This is a genomic window from Clostridium sp. D5 (assembly GCF_000190355.1).
GTDB lineage: Bacteria > Bacillota > Clostridia > Lachnospirales > Lachnospiraceae > Faecalicatena > Faecalicatena fissicatena_A.
The window spans coordinates 106,389-126,094 of the sequence record NZ_GL870814.1; the positions used below are offsets into that span (position 1 = coordinate 106,389).

18 protein-coding genes and 1 other annotated feature are annotated in these 19,706 nt (G+C 43.7%); of the genes, 16 read left to right on the top strand and 2 right to left on the bottom strand.

Annotated features, from left to right (window positions below):
- The first annotated feature begins 34 nt into the window (after window positions 1–34).
- Entirely contained in the window at window positions 35–1,432 is a 1,398-nt protein-coding gene (locus tag HMPREF0240_RS14075; protein WP_009004086.1) for a PLP-dependent aminotransferase family protein, read from the top strand.
- A gap of 50 nt (window positions 1,433–1,482) precedes the next feature.
- Here HMPREF0240_RS14075 and HMPREF0240_RS14080 read toward each other — a convergent pair whose 3' ends face one another.
- Complete coding sequence (locus HMPREF0240_RS14080; RefSeq protein WP_009004087.1) at window positions 1,483–1,770, bottom strand: hypothetical protein; 288 nt, start codon at window positions 1,768–1,770, stop codon at window positions 1,483–1,485.
- Window positions 1,771–1,990: 220 nt separating this feature from the next.
- Between HMPREF0240_RS14080 and cls the strand changes: the two genes are divergently transcribed.
- From cls to HMPREF0240_RS24425, 3 genes are all read left to right on the top strand, one after another.
- Window positions 1,991–3,550 carry a cardiolipin synthase gene (gene cls / locus HMPREF0240_RS14085; protein WP_009004088.1) on the top strand — a complete coding sequence of 520 codons (1,560 nt, stop codon included), beginning with the start codon at window positions 1,991–1,993 and terminating at the stop codon, window positions 3,548–3,550.
- 160 nt (window positions 3,551–3,710) lie between these two features.
- Window positions 3,711–5,000, top strand: a complete 1,290-nt coding sequence (locus HMPREF0240_RS14090) for an adenylosuccinate synthase (RefSeq protein ID WP_009004089.1) — start codon at window positions 3,711–3,713, stop codon at window positions 4,998–5,000.
- A 164-nt stretch (window positions 5,001–5,164) separates the two neighbouring features.
- Entirely contained in the window at window positions 5,165–5,425 is a 261-nt protein-coding gene (locus HMPREF0240_RS24425) for a hypothetical protein (protein ID WP_148486347.1), read from the top strand.
- A 4-nt stretch (window positions 5,426–5,429) separates the two neighbouring features.
- Here HMPREF0240_RS24425 and HMPREF0240_RS24000 read toward each other — a convergent pair whose 3' ends face one another.
- A complete protein-coding gene (locus HMPREF0240_RS24000) occupies window positions 5,430–5,654 on the bottom strand; it encodes a hypothetical protein (RefSeq protein WP_009004091.1) in 225 nt (74 codons plus the stop codon).
- 318 nt (window positions 5,655–5,972) lie between these two features.
- Between HMPREF0240_RS24000 and HMPREF0240_RS14095 the strand changes: the two genes are divergently transcribed.
- The 12 genes from HMPREF0240_RS14095 (at window position 5,973) to HMPREF0240_RS14150 (ending at window position 19,663) form a co-directional block, all read left to right on the top strand.
- A complete protein-coding gene (locus HMPREF0240_RS14095) occupies window positions 5,973–6,488 on the top strand; it encodes an SEC-C metal-binding domain-containing protein (protein ID WP_009004092.1) in 516 nt (171 codons plus the stop codon).
- A 199-nt stretch (window positions 6,489–6,687) separates the two neighbouring features.
- Window positions 6,688–7,404 (top strand): YdcF family protein, encoded by a 717-nt coding sequence (locus tag HMPREF0240_RS14100; RefSeq protein WP_035313550.1) that lies wholly within the window; start codon window positions 6,688–6,690, stop codon window positions 7,402–7,404.
- 249 nt (window positions 7,405–7,653) lie between these two features.
- On the top strand, window positions 7,654–8,076 hold the full coding sequence (locus HMPREF0240_RS23515; RefSeq protein ID WP_009004094.1) for a hypothetical protein: 423 nt from the start codon (window positions 7,654–7,656) through the stop codon (window positions 8,074–8,076).
- Window positions 8,075–8,289, top strand: a binding site (T-box leader). (Overlaps the previous gene by 2 nt.)
- A 91-nt stretch (window positions 8,290–8,380) precedes the next feature.
- The gene (gene thrS, locus HMPREF0240_RS14110; protein ID WP_009004095.1) at window positions 8,381–10,306 is read left to right on the top strand and encodes a threonine--tRNA ligase; all 1,926 of its coding nucleotides are present in this window, start codon (window positions 8,381–8,383) and stop codon (window positions 10,304–10,306) included.
- 57 nt (window positions 10,307–10,363) lie between these two features.
- Window positions 10,364–10,705 (top strand): DUF1540 domain-containing protein, encoded by a 342-nt coding sequence (locus HMPREF0240_RS14115; RefSeq protein WP_009004096.1) that lies wholly within the window; start codon window positions 10,364–10,366, stop codon window positions 10,703–10,705.
- A gap of 152 nt (window positions 10,706–10,857) precedes the next feature.
- Window positions 10,858–12,207: an AI-2E family transporter gene (locus HMPREF0240_RS14120; protein WP_009004097.1), complete on the top strand. Its 1,350-nt coding sequence runs from the start codon at window positions 10,858–10,860 to the stop codon at window positions 12,205–12,207.
- Between the two features lie 3 nt (window positions 12,208–12,210).
- On the top strand, window positions 12,211–13,131 hold the full coding sequence (metA, locus tag HMPREF0240_RS14125; protein WP_009004098.1) for a homoserine O-succinyltransferase: 921 nt from the start codon (window positions 12,211–12,213) through the stop codon (window positions 13,129–13,131).
- Window positions 13,132–13,491: 360 nt separating this feature from the next.
- Entirely contained in the window at window positions 13,492–15,036 is a 1,545-nt protein-coding gene (locus tag HMPREF0240_RS14130; RefSeq protein WP_035313551.1) for a nitrite/sulfite reductase, read from the top strand.
- Between the two features lie 268 nt (window positions 15,037–15,304).
- On the top strand, window positions 15,305–15,526 hold the full coding sequence (locus HMPREF0240_RS14135; RefSeq protein WP_009004100.1) for a hypothetical protein: 222 nt from the start codon (window positions 15,305–15,307) through the stop codon (window positions 15,524–15,526).
- Window positions 15,527–15,885: 359 nt separating this feature from the next.
- Window positions 15,886–16,602, top strand: coding sequence for a LytTR family DNA-binding domain-containing protein (locus HMPREF0240_RS14140; RefSeq protein ID WP_009004101.1), 717 nt, complete (start codon window positions 15,886–15,888; stop codon window positions 16,600–16,602).
- Window positions 16,603–17,964 carry a GHKL domain-containing protein gene (locus tag HMPREF0240_RS14145; protein ID WP_035313552.1) on the top strand — a complete coding sequence of 454 codons (1,362 nt, stop codon included), beginning with the start codon at window positions 16,603–16,605 and terminating at the stop codon, window positions 17,962–17,964.
- Window positions 17,965–18,097: 133 nt separating this feature from the next.
- Window positions 18,098–19,663 carry a DUF6034 family protein gene (locus HMPREF0240_RS14150; RefSeq protein ID WP_050794548.1) on the top strand — a complete coding sequence of 522 codons (1,566 nt, stop codon included), beginning with the start codon at window positions 18,098–18,100 and terminating at the stop codon, window positions 19,661–19,663.
- Window positions 19,664–19,706: the final 43 nt, after the last annotated feature.

The window sequence follows — 19,706 nt, forward strand, 5'->3', positions numbered from 1 at the left end:
GTTCCGGGCATTCCGGGATGTTGGAGAACGTGGAATGAATGAATTGACGATAAACCTTCAGAGTAAATCAAATATCCCGCTGTATGAGCAGATTTATAACTATATTAAAAAAGATATACAAAGCGGCAGGATCCAGAGCGGGGAAAAACTGCCTTCCACCCGTGCGTTGAGCCGTTATCTGGAAGTGAGCCGGAGCACAGTGGAACTGGCCTATGAGCAGCTGCTTTCGGAGGGATATGTGGAGGCGGAGCCTTATCGGGGATTTTTTGTGGCGCAGATTGAAGAACTGTATCAGTTAATGCAGAGCCCCAGGAAAATCCAGGAAGGGCCGGTGCGGGAGGAAAAAAAATATTTATATGATTTTACGCCAAATGGCGTTGATCTGAAAAGTTTCCCTTACAATGCATGGAGAAAGCTGTCCAGGGACTGCCTGATGGATGACCGGGCGGAAATGTTCCGCCTCGGGGAACCACAGGGGGAATATGGACTTCGGGGGGCCATATGTGATTATCTGCATCAGGCAAGGGGCGTGAACTGCCAGCCGGAACAGATCATCGTGGGGGCGGGAAATGATTATCTGCTGATGCTTCTGACCACAGTCATCGGCCACGGGCACAAGGTAGCACTTGAAAACCCTACTTACAAACAGGCATACCGGCTGTTTAAGAACCTTTCTTATGAGGTCTGCACGGTGGATATGGATGCTAAAGGTATGGAAATCACAAAGCTGACAGAATCAAAAGCGGATATTGCTTTTGTGATGCCTTCCCATCAGTACCCACTTGGAATTGTGATGCCGATCAAACGAAGGCTGTCACTTCTGAAATGGGCCAATGAACAGGAAGGCCGTTATATTATAGAGGATGATTACGACAGTGAATTCCGCTATAAAGGCAAGCCGATCCCGGCGCTGCAGGGCTATGACAGCCGTGATAAAGTGATATACATGGGGACATTTTCGAAGTCCATTGCACCGGCCATTCGTATGAGCTATATGGTGCTACCAAAGTCTATGCTGGCTTTGTATCAGGAGAAAAGCAGCTTCCTGAATTCTACGGTTTCAAAGGTGGATCAGCTGATCCTGCAGAAATTTATCGAAGAAGGGTACTATGAACGTCATCTCAATAAAACAAGGGCCCTGTATAAGAGCAGGCACGACACTCTGCTGGGCTGCCTGAAAAGTCTTCAGGACCGCTGTGAGATTTCCGGGGAAAATGCAGGCGTGCATCTGCTGCTGCATTTTCATAACAATATGACGGAAGAAGAGCTGATGACGCGGGCAGAAAATAAGGGAGTTAAGGTCTACGGGCTGACGGAATATTTTATAGAGCCGCAGGAGAAAAAACAGGCGACGATACTGTTGGGATATGCCAATATGAATGAAGAGAAGATACAGGAGGCAGTCGGGATTCTGGATGAAGCGTGGAAATAGTAAAAAGAAAAACAGAACCTGAACAGTTCAGGTTCTGTGAGATATAAAATCTATTCTTTTTCTTCGACAGGAGCTTCGGCAGACCCTTCTTCTTCCTTGTCAGTTCCTTCCGTTTTACTGTCGGAAGCAGCATCAGATGTTCTGTTCAGCGGAACATATTCCCTGTCGGGAACGGGCTCCAAATCGCTGTCTAAGTCAAAATCATCCTCTTCTGTACAGTCCTGGCTGTCATCACAGCAACCGTCACAGCATCTGCCCTTACAGAAATAAGCTATGATAAGGCCAATTGCAGAACCAATAGCTGCAAGACTTATGAACCATTTTAAAAACTTTTTCAATGTATAAGTCTCCTTTCTATGGGATAATAACTAAACTCATTTTCTATTGTAATACTTTTTGGACACAATTACAACAATGTACTCAAAAATAAACTATACGAATTAAGTGTTACTGTGCACGCCCGGCGGGGGAGAACGGTAAAATTAAGCTACTAATATACTGAAAAATATGATAAACTATTGAAATATAACGAGAATTGAGGAGTGTGTGTAAAGAAATATGGAAAATAGAACTGCAAAAAAGGCGAAGAAGGGCGTGCTCAGCGTTGTATTCAGCCGAACTGCGCTGATTCTGCTGCTTGTAGTGGTACAGCTCCTGCTGATGCTTGGATTGGCTACGTATCTGACGGACTATGTTGTATATGTCTACGGTGCAATGAATATATTGGGTGCCGTTATCGTTGTATACATTATCAATCAAAGAGGAAATCCGGCGTTTAATATGACCTGGGTGCTTTTGATCCTGATTTCCCCGGTGTTCGGCTGTCTTTTTTATCTCTATGTCAAATCCCAGCTCGGCACCAGATATATCGGAAAGCGTCTTGGCAGGCTGAAGCTGGATACCTGGCAGTATATGGAACAGAAACAGGAGATCATCGATGATCTGCGCCTGAGCAAGCCCGCGAATGCGAACCTTGCCCATTATATGAAATATCAGGTGGGATTTCCCACATACAGAAATACAAAGGCAGTTTATTTTGCATGTGGGGAAGAGAAGTTTTCTGTTTTGATAAAACAACTGGAAAAAGCAGAGAATTTTATATTTATGGAATACTTTATTGTGGAAGAGGGATATATGTGGGATACGATCCTGGACGTCCTGAAGCGCAAAGTACAAGAGGGCGTAGAGGTACGCTTTATGTATGACGGAATGTGCAGCATTTCCCTGCTTCCCTATAACTATCCTAAAACCATACAGAAGTACGGGATTAAATGCAAGATGTTCAGTCCCATACGGCCGGTGCTGTCTACCACCCAGAACAACCGGGATCACCGTAAGATCTGTGTTATAGACGGAAAAGTCGGATTTACCGGAGGCATCAATCTGGGAGACGAATATATCAACCGGAAAGTCCGTTTCGGATACTGGAAGGATACAGCAGTGATGCTGGAAGGCGATGCAGTGCAGAGCCTTACAATGCTGTTTCTCCAGATGTGGAATGTGACCGAATTTAAGCCGGATCCGTATGACCGGTATGTAACGCCCATGTCAGAAGAGCTGCACCGTGAACTGGGATTTATGATCCCATATGGAGACAGTCCGTACGACAACGAGGATGTGGGGGAAGAGGTGTATTTCCATATTCTGAACCATGCGAAGAAATACGTGCATATCATGACCCCCTATCTTATTTTGGACAATGAAATGCTGGATACACTGACACGTGCGGCAAAAAGCGGGATAGAAGTATGCATCATTATGCCGCATATTCCCGATAAATGGTATGCATTTGCAGTAGCCAAGACATACTATCGTGAACTGATTGAGGCCGGTGTACAGATCTATGAATTCACCCCTGGATTCGTACATGCGAAGATTTTCGTCTCGGATGATGACACAGCAACCGTAGGAACTATCAACCTGGACTACCGCAGTCTTTACCTGCATTTCGAATGCGGTGTCTTTATCTACAACAATCCGGTAGTCAGAGACATAGAAAACGACTTTCAGAAAACCCTGGAAAAGTGCCAGAGAGTCTCTGTGACAGACCTGAAAAAGATCAGTCCCATTATGTTAATATGCGGGAGAGTGCTGAGATTGATTGCTCCACTGATGTAACACTTTAACGCGAGAAAAGGGGTCTGACCCCTTTGAAGTGACCTTCTCCAGTAAAATAATAATTTACATATTGGGAAAAATATAGTATAATTCATAAGGTGGTTCATTTATAAGAGCTGCTAATGGAGACTTATAAGTAAAATACACAGGAGGGTTTGAAATGGTAAAAGCAGTAGTAGGTGCTAACTGGGGCGATGAAGGAAAAGGCAAGATTACTGATATGCTTGGAAAAGAAGCCGATATTATAGTCCGTTTTCAGGGAGGAGCGAATGCAGGCCATACAATTATTAATGATTATGGAAAGTTTGCACTGCATACGCTGCCATCCGGAGTATTTTATAATCATACAACCAGCATAATCGGCAACGGTGTGGCTTTGGATATTCCTGTACTGTTTAAGGAAATCCAGTCAATTGTCGACCAGGGAGTTCCGAAACCGAAGATTCTTGTGTCCGACCGAGCACAGATCGTGATGTCCTATCACAAAAATTTCGATGCATATGAGGAGGAGAGACTTGCAGGCAAATCTTTTGGCTCTACAAAGTCGGGGATTGCACCGTTTTATTCTGACAAGTATGCAAAAGTCGGATTCCAGGTAAGCGAGCTGTTTGATGATGGCCTGCTCAAAGAAAAGGTTATACGCGTAGCAGAACAGAAGAATATTCTGTTAGAGCATTTATACCACAAACCACAGATAAATCCTGACGATTTATATAAGGAATTGAAAGAATATAAAGAAATGATTGAGCCATATGTGTGCGATGTATCTCTGTATCTGTACAATGCAATCAAAGAAGGAAAGAACATTCTGCTTGAGGGACAGCTGGGGACATTGAAAGATCCTGACCACGGCATATACCCAATGGTAACTTCTTCTTCCACACTGGCGGCCTACGGTGCAATCGGTGCAGGTATACCGCCATATGAGATCAAACAGATCATAACGGTGTGCAAGGCATATTCCAGCGCGGTTGGAGCCGGTGCATTTGTCAGCGAGATTTTCGGTGAAGAGGCGGATGAACTGAGACGCCGCGGCGGTGACGGCGGTGAATACGGTGCAACCACTGGACGCCCGAGACGTATGGGATGGTTTGACTGTGTTGCCTCCAAATACGGCTGCAGAATGCAGGGCACAACAGATGTTGCGTTTACGGTACTGGATGTACTGGGATACCTGGATGAAATACCGGTATGTGTAGGCTACGAAATCAACGGTGAGGTGACAACCGAATTCCCAGTAACTCATATGCTCGATAAGGCAAAACCGGTACTCAAGACACTGCCGGGATGGAAATGTGATATCCGCGGAATCAGGAAGTACGAAGACCTTCCGGAAAATTGCAGAAATTACATTGAGTTTGTAGAGAAGGAGATTGGCTATCCGCTCACTTTGATCAGTAATGGTCCGGGAAGAGAAGACATTATTTACCGTAATAAGATTACAAAATAATCGTACAGCAGGATTTTATGAAACCATAAAATCCTGCTGTTTTTACATTAAGAATTAGATAATAAAATCTTTATATTTCTGCCATAACTCCGACACATTTGGACAGTAAAATGAAACTATGTCAAAAGGGGTGAAATATAACGGCAGGCCAGCTGAAAATAATTATGTTTAAAGCTGCTGCAAGGTTAGATATTTTGGCATATTTACGGGTGAGTATTCATATAATAATAAGGCTGAGGCTTATAAGAAAAGGAGGTATTTTTATGCGTCAGAGCAATACTGAAAGAACTCAAGAGATAATATCGATGGAAGAATACCTGGAGAGAAGACAAGAAAAAAGAAGAACAGAATTCATGAAAGAACCGCAAAAAAGAAGAGCAGCAGAATGGAGCGCTGCCCTGGAACTGGCAACATTATTCGTATAGAGGATTAACGATCCTCATCTGAGTCATCCGGTTTTTTCTTTTGGGATAAGCGATAAACTAAAGTGTAAGCATACAACAGAACCGGCAGTAATATCGTAGCAGCAATGGAAGCTTTCAGCAGGCCTAAAGATGCAGAACGGTCAACAAAAGCGAAAATTAATGTACTGCCGTATAGACATATGAGGAGAATGGCACCGATCAGTGCTAAAATACGTTTAGATTTTTTCATAATAAATCCTTTCTATCATACATAATGAGATAGATTTATTATAAGCGAAACAGAAGCGTATTTCAAATAAGATTTCAGCAGGCGGCGCTTTTTTCACGAAAAGCATCAGAGTGGAATGAAAAACGGGGTATCCAGGCAATTGTAACTGTCGGGAATATCCCGTATTTTGCGGTCTTTGGCTGAACCATATGAGTTTGAAGAATACTTTTTGGGTTTGCAGAGGTTTGCGGAGGTTTGCACACGAAATTCTTTACTATCTGTAAATTTTGTTATATAATGGGAACACGAGCGAAATTTTGAAAAAAGGAGTTATATACAATGAGTGAAAAATGTTTACTGGACCAGTGGCGTGACACGGCCTATGACAAAGAACTGACAAGAGAGCAGCTGGAGAACTTCTGGGGCGAGTATTTTAATATTGAAAAGGAGATTTACAGACAGCTTCTGGAGACACCGGATGTTGAAGTAAAGGGGACCGTAGAAGAGCTGGCAGGAAAATATGGACAGGAAGTCCTGACCATGGTTGGATTCCTGGATGGTATCAATGACAGCCTGAAGGAGCCTAATCCAATAGAGACTATGACAGAGACCACAGAAGTCAGCCTGGCTTTTGATGCGGAAAAATTATATATGAACATGGTGGATGCAAAAGCAGACTGGCTCTATGAACTTCCGCAGTGGGACAAGATTTTCGATGATGAGACCAAAAAGCGCCTGTACCGCGAGCAAAAACAGGCAGGAACTGTCCGCAAAGAAAAGAAGGTCGGCAGAAATGATCCATGTCCGTGCGGAAGCGGCAAAAAATATAAAAAATGCTGCGGTAAAAACGCATAATGTTAATTTGTATACCAAAAGGTAATACTTAAATACTGCAAGTCAAATACCCCCTAGCAAGGTGTGAGGTATTTGACCCTCGCGGCAGTCGCCAAGATCAAGCAAACCTGACTTTGGCTCGTTGCCCGCGGGAATAAATCCTCTGGACACGGAAGCCGGAGGATTTTTAAATATCTGAAAAAATATCCGGGAGAACCTGATGAGAATATATTATTTGATAACTGGACTTTTTTGTTTCCTGTACTATCTGGTGATGCTGCTGTACACAAGAAAATGGAACTCTACCTTTTCCCTGTTTTGGCCTGCTGCCGGAGTGCTGCATCTGCTACTCGCGTATTTTGCGCCGGGAGGGACGGCCGGGCATCTGGCAGTTACTGTGGTTCTGATCTGCTGGGGCGTCTTTCTTTATACTGAGGCCTGGATCTGCGGGGCTATGCTGAAAAAGACAAGGGACGAGGTGCCTTACATCATTATTCTCGGTGCACAGGTGAGAGGCACCAGAATAACAAATTCGCTGAAGCGGAGACTGGATGCCGCCTGTGAATATCTGGAGCAGCATACGGATACAAAGGTAATTGTTTCCGGAGGACAGGGAATAGGCGAAGATATAACGGAAGCGGCTGCTATGGCGGACTATCTGGAAATAAGAGGGATTGACAGCAGCAGGATTTATAAAGAAGATACCTCCACATCCACCTGGGAGAATATGAAAAACAGCAGCAGGATTATTGGCGATCCGAGACAGCCGTGTGCAGTGGTGACAAACAACTTTCATTTGTACCGGGCTCTGCTGATCGGAAAAAAAGCTGGTTTTACGAACCTTCATGGTATCTCGGCAAGCTCAAATCCGGTTTTGCAGCTGAATTATATGGTGCGTGAATTCTTTGCCCTTCTCTGGTTGAAGATGCATCGGTAATAGTGGAAATCTAAATTAAATGAAAAAAATTAAAAACAGACCTTTCATAAAATTGGAAAATCTGTTAAAATAAAATCTGGAATTAAGGAAATGGCTTTAATCTTCCGCAATTGTTTTGCGGCATATAATACCAATAGAAATAAGTCTGTAAGGCGTAGTCTATGAGTTAAAATTCAAAGATTATACGCCTTTTTCTTATGTCTGAAGTAAAGAAGCAGGAAAAGAAATATCAGAAGGAGGGCTTCTTATATGTGGGTACTGGTTTTCATCTTTTCAAATCTGTGGGGAAACAGACTCGGACACCGGATCGCCGGTAAAATCATCTGCCCGGAGACAGATAATCCGTTTTTTATCACACTTATAGTATCGGGATGTACCGTTCTGGTTATGTGTCCCACCATGAGCCTGGCTGCAACCATACTGTTTAACATCATATTGGGGCATGCGCCTGTGAGCCAGCTGCCGGCAATCTGGGCCGGAACACTGCTAAAAAATTTCCCCATGGCGCTGCTCTGGAATCTGTTTGCAGCAGGTCCTCTTACCAGGCTGCTTTTCAGGGCAATTATAAAAATCAGGTGTCCGGCTCCAGTCAGCAGTACGGCCGGACTGGATATCGAAAACATGGTTGACAAAAATAACTGCGATGTTATAATGAGTCTAGATTCGAAATAATAACACGTTGACGAGACGAGTAAAGTGTGGAAGGACAACCAGAGAGGGGAGCCGAGGCTGAAAACTCCCTGTTGCGGAAGCATTTGAAAACTACCTCCGAGTGGCTGAAAACAGTCCGGTGATTCCGTTATCATCATGAATGAAGTGGTTCTGGTATCAGCATGCCAGCACAATTAGGGTGGAACCGCGAGATTATTATAACTCGTCCCTTTCTGCAGTTTTCTGTGGAGAGGGACTTCTTTTTTTCTCTTCATTCCATGGAAGGCTGCCGGTTAGATTCTATATGCGAAGAGAGGAGAACAAAATGAAGATTACTTTGAAAGACGGTACAGTGAAAGAATACGCAGGCAGCAGATCTATTATCGAGATTGCGTCAGATATCAGTGAAGGGCTTGCGCGTATGGCAACAGCAGGGGAAATTAACGGAGAGACGGCAGATCTGCGGACAATCGTGGACAGGGACTGCGATCTGAATATCCTTACCTTCCAGGATGAGAAAGGGAAAGGCGCGTTTTGGCACACCGCATCCCATATTATGGCACAGGCCGTGAAAAGACTGTATCCTGATACCAGGCTGGCAATTGGCCCTTCCGTGTCGGATGGTTTTTACTATGATATAGACAGGGAGACACCGCTGACGGTGGAAGATCTCGAAAAAATTGAAGCAGAAATGAAAAAAATTGTAAAAGAAGCTCTTCCTATTGAACAATACACAAAACCGCGTCAGGAAGCAATTGCATATTTCGAAGAAAAAGGTGAACCATATAAAGTAGAACTAATCGAAGATCTTCCGGATGATGCTGTCATCAGTTTTTATTCACAGGCCGAATTTACCGATTTATGTGCGGGACCGCATTTAATGACAACAAAGCCGGTGAAAGCTTTTAAACTGACAAGTCTTGCCGGCGCATACTGGCGGGGCAGTGAAAAGAATAAGATGCTGCAGCGTATCTATGGAACCGCATTTCCGAAAAAGGCTGAACTGGACGAATATCTGACTATGCTGGAGGAAGCGAAAAAGCGCGACCACAGAAAGCTGGGGAAAGAGCTTGGCCTCTTTATGATGAGGGATGAAGGCCCTGGTTTTCCGTTTTTCCTCCCAAAAGGCATGGTGCTGAAGAATACGCTCCTGGATTACTGGCGTGAAATACACAGCAGAAACGGTTATGTGGAGATTGCTACACCGATTATGCTCAGCCGCCATCTGTGGGAGACCTCCGGACATTGGGACCATTATAAGGACAATATGTACACAACTGTTATTGATGAAGAAGACTTTGCGATTAAGCCAATGAACTGTCCCGGGGGAATCCTTGTCTATCAGTCGGAACCCAGATCTTACCGCGATCTGCCGCTCAGAATGGGCGAGCTGGGTCTTGTTCACCGCCATGAAAAGTCAGGGCAGCTTCATGGTCTGATGAGAGTGCGCTGCTTTACTCAGGACGATGCCCATATTTTTATGATGCCGGAGCAAATAAGAGATGAGATCAAGGATGTTGCGAGATTAATCGATGAAGTATACAGCCTGTTTGGATTTAAATACCATGTAGAGCTCTCTACACGGCCCGAAGACAGCATGGGAAGCGATGAGGACTGGGAAATGGCGACAGAGGCGCTCAGGGGCGCGCTTGACGATCTCGAGCTTCCTTATGTAGTAAATGAGGGAGACGGTGCGTTTTATGGCCCTAAAATAGATTTTCATCTGGAGGACTCCATAGGAAGGACATGGCAGTGCGGAACGATCCAGCTGGATTTCCAGCTGCCGCTTCGTTTTGATCTGGAGTATACAGGCGCTGATGGAGAAAAACACAGACCGATTATGATTCATCGTGTTGCATTCGGTTCCATTGAGCGGTTCATCGGAATTCTGATCGAACATTTTGCGGGTGCATTTCCAACCTGGCTGGCGCCTGTACAGGTGAAGGTACTTCCCATTTCAGATAAATATATCAAATATGGAAAAAAAGTGCAGGACACTCTGAATAAAGCCGGCATCCGTGCAGATATTGATATGCGCGCAGAAAAAATCGGATACAAAATACGAGAGGCCCAGATGCAAAAAATTCCATATATGCTTGTAGTGGGTGCAAAGGAAGAAGAGGACAGACTTGTTTCCGTAAGAAGCAGATTTGCGGGTGATGAAGGCCAGAAGAGTATGGACGAGTTTATTGCCTCTATTACCAGTGAAATTGCAGGAAAGAAAGTGCGTGAGATAGAGGAACAGGAATAATCCGAGGGACTGCAGGGCATAATGATACTGATTTTATTATAAGAAGGAGGTATGATCATGCCAGAATTAAAATGTACTGTGCAAACATGTATGCACAATAAGCAGTTTTTATGTGATCTTGACAAAATCCAGGTGGGCGGCAACAATGCAAAAACACCAAGAGAGACCTGCTGTGACAGCTTTCAGGAGAGAAAGGATGACAGCTACTCAAACAGTTATTCTAACAGTTACAGTAATGTAACCGGAACAGCTTCTGACCTCAGCTGCGTAGACTGTAAGGCGACGGATTGTATGTATAACTGTGATTGTGAATGCCACGCTGGAAAGATCAGTGTGGAAGGAAGCGATGCCTGTCAGTGTGAAGGCACAGAATGTGCAACATTTAAATGTAACGGTTGAGGAAATTAAATACTGCACTTTGATAAAGTGGAGCGAGAGAGCAGGTATCCGGTATGATAAAGCCGGATACCTGCTCTTCTTGGTTGACTAGAGTACATAGTACGCGTTATAATCATAATATCTGCATAAAAATTGGAAGGATCTTAATGTGAATGAGTGGAGAAAAGCGGTATCAGGAGAATAAAAAAGTAGAAGAAAGCAGCGGTTATTACGTAAACCGGCCTTCTTTCGGACATAACGGACCATCAAAACTGAGGCAAAAGTTCAGCCGGGGTATGACTATTTTTGTAGTGATTGCAGCCTGCATTATCTTTTATTTTGCGCTGCTGCGCCTGCCGGCTATTTCAGGAGTTTTCAAAGAGATATTTGGTGTTTTGAAACCGATTGTCTATGGCCTGGCGATAGCCTACCTTCTAAATCCGATTGTGGATTTTGTGGAGGAACATTTACGGCCGTTTTTGGAAAAGAAACTGCAGGATCAGAAACGGATCCATGCAATTTCCAGAGGAACAGGGATATTTGCGGGGGTTTTGGTGCTGCTCTTTATCATCATCGCGCTGTTCAACATGATGATCCCGGAATTGTACGGCAGTATCAGAGATATGATCTTGACGGTGCCGAGCCAGCTGAACCAGCTGGTGGACAAGGTGATGGAGATGAATTCTCAGGATTCGACACTGGGCCAGCTTTTAAGCAATATTTTAAAAGAAGCAACGGATTTCATCCAGACATGGATGCGCACGGACCTGCTGAATCAGATCAATGTTGTCATGTCTAATCTGACCGTGGGCGTTATTAATATTATCAGCGAACTTCTGAATGTGGTAATCGGCATCATCATATCCATTTATGTCCTATTCAGTAAAGAAAAGTTTGCAAGCCAGTCTAAAAAGCTGGTGTACGCAGTGTTTAAGCCTTCACATGCCAATATGATCCTGCATTTAACGATCAAGAGCAACGAGATATTCGGTGGATTCATCATTGGTAAGATCATAGATTCTGCAATCATTGGAGTACTTTGCTTTATCGGACTTTCAATGCTGAAGATGCCTTATACGCTTCTGGTCAGTGTAATTGTAGGAGTTACGAACGTTATCCCATTTTTCGGGCCATATATCGGGGCAATACCAAGCGCAATCCTGATTATGCTGACAGATCCGAAGATGGGCATTTACTTTATTTTATTTATTCTCGTTCTGCAGCAGCTGGACGGGAACGTAATCGGGCCAAAGATACTGGGTGACTCTACAGGACTTTCTGCATTCTGGGTAGTGTTTGCAATCCTCCTGGGGGGCGGGCTGTTTGGGGTCATAGGCATGATTCTGGGCGTGCCAACATTTGCGGTTATCTACTATATTATAAATATGCTGATCAACCATATGCTTGAAAAGAAGAAGCTGCCTACGGAGACTGCCGCATACGGGGAGTTAAGTTACGTGGAATCCGATGGGACGTATGTACATTCAGATGACAATGAAACAAATAAAGAAAAAGGGGAATAAAATATGCCAATACGAGTACAAAATGATTTACCGGTAAAAGAACTACTGGAGCAGGAAAACATATTTGTGATGGATGAATATCGCGCGGCACATCAGGATATCCGTCCGATCAGCATCGGCCTCTTAAATCTGATGCCTCTTAAGGAGGATACAGAACTGCAGATTCTGCGTTCACTTTCCAACACCCCTCTGCAGGTGGATGTGACCTTTGTGCGGGTGAGCAGCCATGTATCCAGAAACACATCCACAAGCCATATCTACAAGTTTTATGAGCCGTTCGACAATATCAAAAACCAGAAGTTTGATGGATTTATCATAACAGGCGCACCAGTAGAGCAGATGCCTTTTGAGGATGTGGACTACTGGGAGGAACTCAAGGGGATTATGGACTGGACCAGAACCAATGTCACATCTACGCTGCACCTGTGCTGGGGTGCCCAGGCGGGGCTGTACTACCATTATGGAATCAATAAAATCCAGCTGCCCGAAAAGATGTTCGGTATCTTCCCTCATCATGTCAGAAACAGAAAGATTCCTCTTGTAAGAGGGTTTGATGATATTTTCTTTGCTCCGCATTCCAGACACACAACAGTGCCTCAGGATCTGCTGGAGGCAGATGACAGGATTACTATCCTGGCAGATTCAGAGGAGGCGGGGGTATTTCTCTGCATGGCAAAGGAAGGCCGCCAGATCTTCGTAATGGGACATCCGGAATATGACAGGGTGACGCTTGATACGGAGTATAAAAGAGACAAGGGAAAAGGACTGGATATTAAAGTACCGGCAAATTATTATCCGGACAACAATCCGGATAACATGCCTCAACTGCTCTGGAGGGCGCACGCAAACAATCTTTATACGAACTGGCTCAATTATTACGTTTATCAGCTGACTCCTTATGATTTGTATGGGACTCCGTTTTAAAAGGTTTTCCTGTAATTTTTCTATGCAAAAACATGAAGCGGATTTTGAAGAAATCCGGTTCATGGTATAACATAAAAGTATACCCAGAGGGCACACCGTAACTCATGCCCATACGGGCGGATCTGCAGCACAGCTGCAGAATAAGGTATACCCAAAGGGCACATTGAATCACATGCCCTTTGGGTATACTTCGTTTTATAGCCTGTTTGTAAACCAACCTGTCAGGGAGTGTATTAAGGAATACCAGAAATGGCATACTTAAAGGGAAAGTAATGACTGCATAAAATGAGTAATATTTTGTGTTTGTAATATTAGAGAAATTAAAAAAGTTGGCAGATGGAGTCAGGAAAGAGGAACGATATGAAAAAAGTTACATTAGAAGCATGGAAAGAAGACCTGGAAGAGTTCAAGCAAAAAACAATCCAATTTTACGAGGGAGGGCTTAGTAAACAGGAGTATAAAGGATATTCAGGCGGGTATGGAAGCTATGCCCAGAAAGGCGGCAATGCAAGTATGCTCAGGCTGCGTCTGCCAGGCGGCAGGATAACAAAAGATAAGTTGAAATTTATTGCTGATTGTATTGAAACCCACGGGATTGACTGCGTGCATTTGACGACCTGCCAAACCATCCAGCTGCATAATCTGCAGCCGTTGGTTGTATTCGATATTATTGAAAAAGCATTAGATCATAAAATTGTGACGAGAGGGGGCGGCGGGGATTTTCCAAGAAATGTAATGGTATCACCGCTATCAGGGGTAGAACGAGGAGAGTATTTTGATGTACTCCCCTATGCGGAAGCCGCGGGAGAGTATCTGCTGACTTTTATTAAGGAAGAAAAGATGCCAAGAAAATTGAAAGTAGCATTTTCTAATAGTCCGGCAAATGAAACACATGCTACGTTTAGAGACTTGGGATTTGCTGCGCGAAAAGACGGCACTTTTGATGTATATGCAGCCGGCGGTCTGGGAAATAACCCTAAAATGGGGATAAAAGTCGCAGAACAGATTGATCCGTGCAAAGTGCTTTACTATATCTGTGCAATGCGGAAAACATTTCTGGAACATGGCAATTATGAACAGAGGGGGAAAGCGAGAACCAGATATATGCAGGATACCCTCGGAAAAGAGGGTGTGGCTGCAGTCTTTTTGGAAAACCTTAAGGAAGTGCTTGAGACTGCAGAAAATCTGGACATTGAAGTTGATTCTTCACAGATTCATAAGCAGGGCGATGGGACCACAGCCTTCGGAAGTAGAGTAATCGGGCAGAAACAGGAGGGTCTTTATGCTGTCAAATACCATCCGATTGGCGGCTGTCCCCACCCTTCTATGTTCAGGGCAATATATGACCTTATAAAGGATATGGAGGCAGCAGAACTTAGAATTTCGCCGGATGAGACGATGTATATCATTAACCTCACCGGAAGGGAGACTTCAAAAGTCCTTGAACTTACCTCTGATGGGGCCAGGACACCATTTGAGGCATCTGTTTCGTGTATTGGGGCTTCCATTTGCCAAGTGGGAGTGAGGGATTCACAAAATCTGTTAAGAGCCTGCATTCATGCAGTAAAGGAGGCAGGACTGAAAGCAGAATCACTTCCGCAGATTCATATTTCGGGATGTCCGTCTTCCTGCGGTACTCATCAGATTGGTGACATTGGATTCCATGGCGGAGTGAAAAGTATCGACAAGGTATCTCATCCCGTTTTCACATTACATCTATCAGGAAGTGACAAACAGGATGCGGAACGGTTTGGTGATAAGCCAGGCGTAATGTTGGAAAAAGATATACCTGAATTTATCATAGAGGTTGGCAGAGCGGCAGAAGCGTCTGAAATGTCATTCCATGAGTGGAACGAAGCGTATCCGGGAGAATTGAAAAAAATAGCTGCAAGATATTTGAAATAAGAACTCTCAAAGAGGAAAAAGTTTCGGGGAAACAAAGCACGGTATCAGTCGGATGCCTGGTATAAGGTTCATAAGTGGTTTCAAATAGGCAGGCAGGTGGGTGCCAGGAATCCTTCTGACTCCTTACTTATAAAGGGGTTAGAAGGCTGGCATGGAACAAAACAAAACTATTAAGAATGACATTTGAAGGAATAAATTACCAGGCCTGTACATATACTTTATTGTAATAGCTATATCATGCAAAATTTGACGATAGGAGAGACGTATAATGGCAAGACAGAGGAGATCACTGGAAACACAAATCAATAGTTTGGACGAGCAGATTGATAAACTGCAGGAAAAGCTGAATTCATTAGTGCAGCAAAAGAAAGAACTTTTGGGCAAAAAGAGGGAAGAGGAGCTTAGAGAGCTTTATGATTTTATGACGACTAATAATATGTCTGTTCAGGATATGTATAATTTGATTGGGCAGGAAGAACATACTGCTTAAGATGGGGATTGGTCACGGAAGTTCATTTACTTCATCCATGCTTTACTTTTTTTGCTGAAAGTGTTAAAATATTTTAAGATTATTTCTTGAAATTGGTACTAAATGTTTGATTACATGGTTAAACGGGAATTTATGACCTTGCAGATTGAAGGAAACAAATTTGAGATAAAGCAAAACTGCATCAGACGGCGGGCTTAGAGAAGCCCGCTTTTCTATATTTAAACGGGAAAGTGGTACGGAGTTATTATGCATGGACAGGCGACAGCCATCTGTCTTTCCTGCTGTTCGATCATTTTCTTAACCATAAAAAATTTCGGATACATGAATTCCAAAATACATGCAGGGAATCAGGGTGATTTATGATTAGAATAGGTATTGTGGACGATGAAGAACCGGTTAGAAATATGATATGCCAGTGTATTGAGCAGTCTCTTGAGAATTATGATGAGACGGAGTTTATTACATTTTCGAAAGGTGAAGCGTTTATAAAGGAACTTCAAAATGGAATTAAATTTGATATTTTGTTTTCAGATATACAGATGGCAGAAATGGATGGGATAGAGCTGGGGAAAGAAGTCAGGAAACTGCAGCCGGAAATGTATATTATATTTATTACTTCCTATGCAGAATATGCTGCCGAAAGCTATCTTATAGAGGCGTATCAGTACATATTGAAGCAGGATCTGGAATATCGCCTTCCAATTGTGGCACAGCAGCTGGCTGAGAAAATAAAGCGGATGAGCAGGCAGTACCGGATTGTAGGGAACATTTCAGAAAAGATGAAGATCTTTTACCGGGATATTATTTATATTTATAAGTCAAAGGGATCTAAGTATGTAAACTTTGTTACAATGGACGGGGAATACCGGGAACGGATTGCGTTAGAGCAGGTCTTTTATGAGCTGGAGAGCAGGGAGTTTGTGCTTGTTGACCGGGGATATATCGTGAATATGAAACGCATCTGCAGACTGAGCGGAGATACAATTTACCTGGAAAAGAATTACCAGGTGCAGATCAGCGGTACAAAACTGCCGGAAGTAAAAAGAACAATCAACCGCTATTGGAGGGAACTGTAAATGGGGAATCCGGTTATTTTTCGGATTATATGGTTTGTGCTGTCATTTTTTGAAATTGGATTGTATTACTGGCTGCTTTCCGGGATTTTATCTGACCGAAAGCATAAGGGCAGGATCGACACGGCTGTTAAGTGGGGAAGCATCGCAGTGATGAGTATTTTATTGGCGCATCTGCAGACCAGGATGTTTTTCTCTCATATTGTGTTTTCGCTTATACTGGCGGCGATGATACTTTTTACGTGGCTTATGTACAGAAAACAGATGCTTTTACTTACAGGTATCGCATCGACATATTTTTCTTTTACCGCACTTTTAGACTTTTCTTTTGCCTTTCTGGAAGCCGTTCTCATCGAAAGCGATGTGAATGGAATCATCTATGTAACCGGAATCAATGTAGAAGCAATCATGATATTTGCGTGTATAGGCTCCAGAATCATTATGCTGCTGATCATCCGGGCGGCCAGGAGAAGCAGTGTTCAGAAGGATATAGCGGAATACCGTAATATACTGTTGATTATTGGTACTGTGCTTACTGTTATGGCATTGGAGTATCAAAGGCTTCTGGAACATGGTATCACATATTCAACTGTTGACATGGGAATTTTAAAGACTGTGATCAGGAACAGCATGATCACCCTATTGACCATGGTGGCAATCGTATGTGCCATGGGAATCCTTTTGTTAAAGAACAAAGGAATTAAAAAAGAAAATGAATTTCTGCTGATCAAAGAAGAAATGGAACGGCAGAAATATGAAGAACTCACTGCTGCTATAGAAATGAACCGGGAGCTGGTGCACGACACGAAAAACCATTATCTCATTATTAGTGAGTATGAACGAACCGGGGAATACGAGAAGATGCATCAATATATTGAAGAGATTAAGAAAGATTTTATAAAAATAAACCCTCAGATTTATACCGGAAACAGGATATTAGATCTGGTCCTTAGCCAGAAACGGATGCAGGCAGAGCGGAGAGGAATCGCATACGAACTGCAGGCAATGCCACTTGCAAAGCTGCCGCTTGAGGACCGGGAAATCTGCACCTTATTCGGGAATCTTCTGGACAATGCAATTGAAGCATGTGCGAAAGTAAATGGGGCAGGCAGGATCAGGGTAAAAATTGAAAAACAGAAGAATTTAATTTTTATAGAGATTGCAAATACTGCAGAAGAAGTCCCTGTGAAAAGGGGAAAGGGCTTTCTGACCTCAAAAGCCGACAAAGTTGGACATGGGTATGGGCTTAAGAGCGTGCAGCGGATTGTAGAGGCATATGAAGGAGTTGTTTCATATGAGGTAAAAGAAAAAGAATTTATTGTAACGCTTTCCTTTTTCGATATGGGGCATCAGATCGGGCAGTAAAAAAATTAATGTCCAGAAAAACTACAGTTTATGGTCAGAAACTTGTTTATCTGTGACCCGGGATCTATGCTGAATGCAACATCAGATCTATCAACCCTGCTGGGCTGGTTGACGTGAAAAGGGAGGGGTTATATTGAAAAAAAGAAGAGGGATCATTGTCTTATCTATTATTCTGGCCGGTATGACAGCTATAAGCGGCTGCCAGAAAACGCCTGAGAAGAGTTCTGTTGTGAGCAAGGCTGGAGGATTAAGTGAGGATGTAATCGCAGAACCGTTAAAAGAGGGTGATACAAAAAAGGTGGATCTGCCGGACCACTGGAAGGTATCCGAAAAGCGCGGTAATGACAGGGCAATACTTACCGCAGATGTTTACCTGGATCCTATTACAGTCGGCAATCTTCCGGTAGTTGAAATGGAAAACCATGCAATGACGGATGAAGAACTGGGGAAACTGGTAAAGTATTTTGCAGGGGATGAGGAGCTGTATGTTCCCCAGTTAAACACGAGAGATATATATCAGGGTATAAAAAACCGGATAGATAATAAGGAGGGCGGTTTTGCAGACACTATTCTGTGGCCGAATTTCCAAAAGATGGCCGAGGGTCTGGAGAAAGCAATTGAGCTTGCGCCAGAGAAAGAGCAGGAGCCGAAAGAGGCAGAGGTGAAATTTCAGAAGAAGCAGGAAGACAAAGCAAAAGATGCAGCGCAAAGCTGGTACGAATCAGATGAAACGGATACAACGGTAAAGGACAGCATGGAGCTGTACTTTTCTGCGGAGGCGGGAGAAGACCGACAGATATATGTCAAAGCTGAACGGTACGACCCGGATGCCGGGAACAGCAGCAGGTTTTCATGGAGAAAGGGAATGCGCCCTGTTTATCTGGGAGATGTTGAGTCATCTGAAAGACTAAACGGCATTGGCCAGGATTTTACCGGCTATGGGGAAGCCTTTCAAAAGATACTGGATCAGTTTACATCCGTTATGGAGCAGCCTCCATTTACACTGGAGGAGGGACAGAAGCAGGCGGAACAGTTGCTGGATGAGCTGGATATCCAGAATATGTCCCTGTCATCTACAGAAAAATTATTATGGTATCCTAAAGGTATAATAGCGGACGATGAGTTGGGACATTTTGAAGATCAGCTGTGGCAGCTGAATCCACAGGAGGGAAAGGCCGGATATGAGTATATATTTGTGCCTGCAGTCGGAGGAATTCTTGTGGATCAGTTTGCGCAGAGCGTTGTAATGGAACAGTCAGAAAGTTCTTATACGCCTCCGTTTCCGGTAGAACAGATTAGTATAGCAGTGACAGAAGACGGGGTTGTATCATTTACCTGGAAAGGCATATGCAGCGAGGTGTCCACAGTGGCCGAAAATACGAATTTGATTCCCTTTGAAGAAATCCAGGACAGACTATTTGATCAGATGTTTTACTGGTACACCATGAAGGGGCAGCCGGCGGAGAGTAAGACGAAATTCACCTATAATGTTTATGATGCAAGACTTAGATATACTTATATAACTGCCTACGGACAGCCGGATCATGCGTGGCTGGTTCCGGCCTGGCTTTTTGAGGTAATGGAAGGGGAAGACAACAGGGAAGAGATGGGAGAACTGGGCAATCAGAAGGATATGCAGATTCTGCCGTTTACGATCAATGCGCTGGATGGCGGGATGATTGGTGAAACGATCCAATAAAAGTTGATCCGCGCTGTGATACAAAAGTTGAGAATGATAGGAT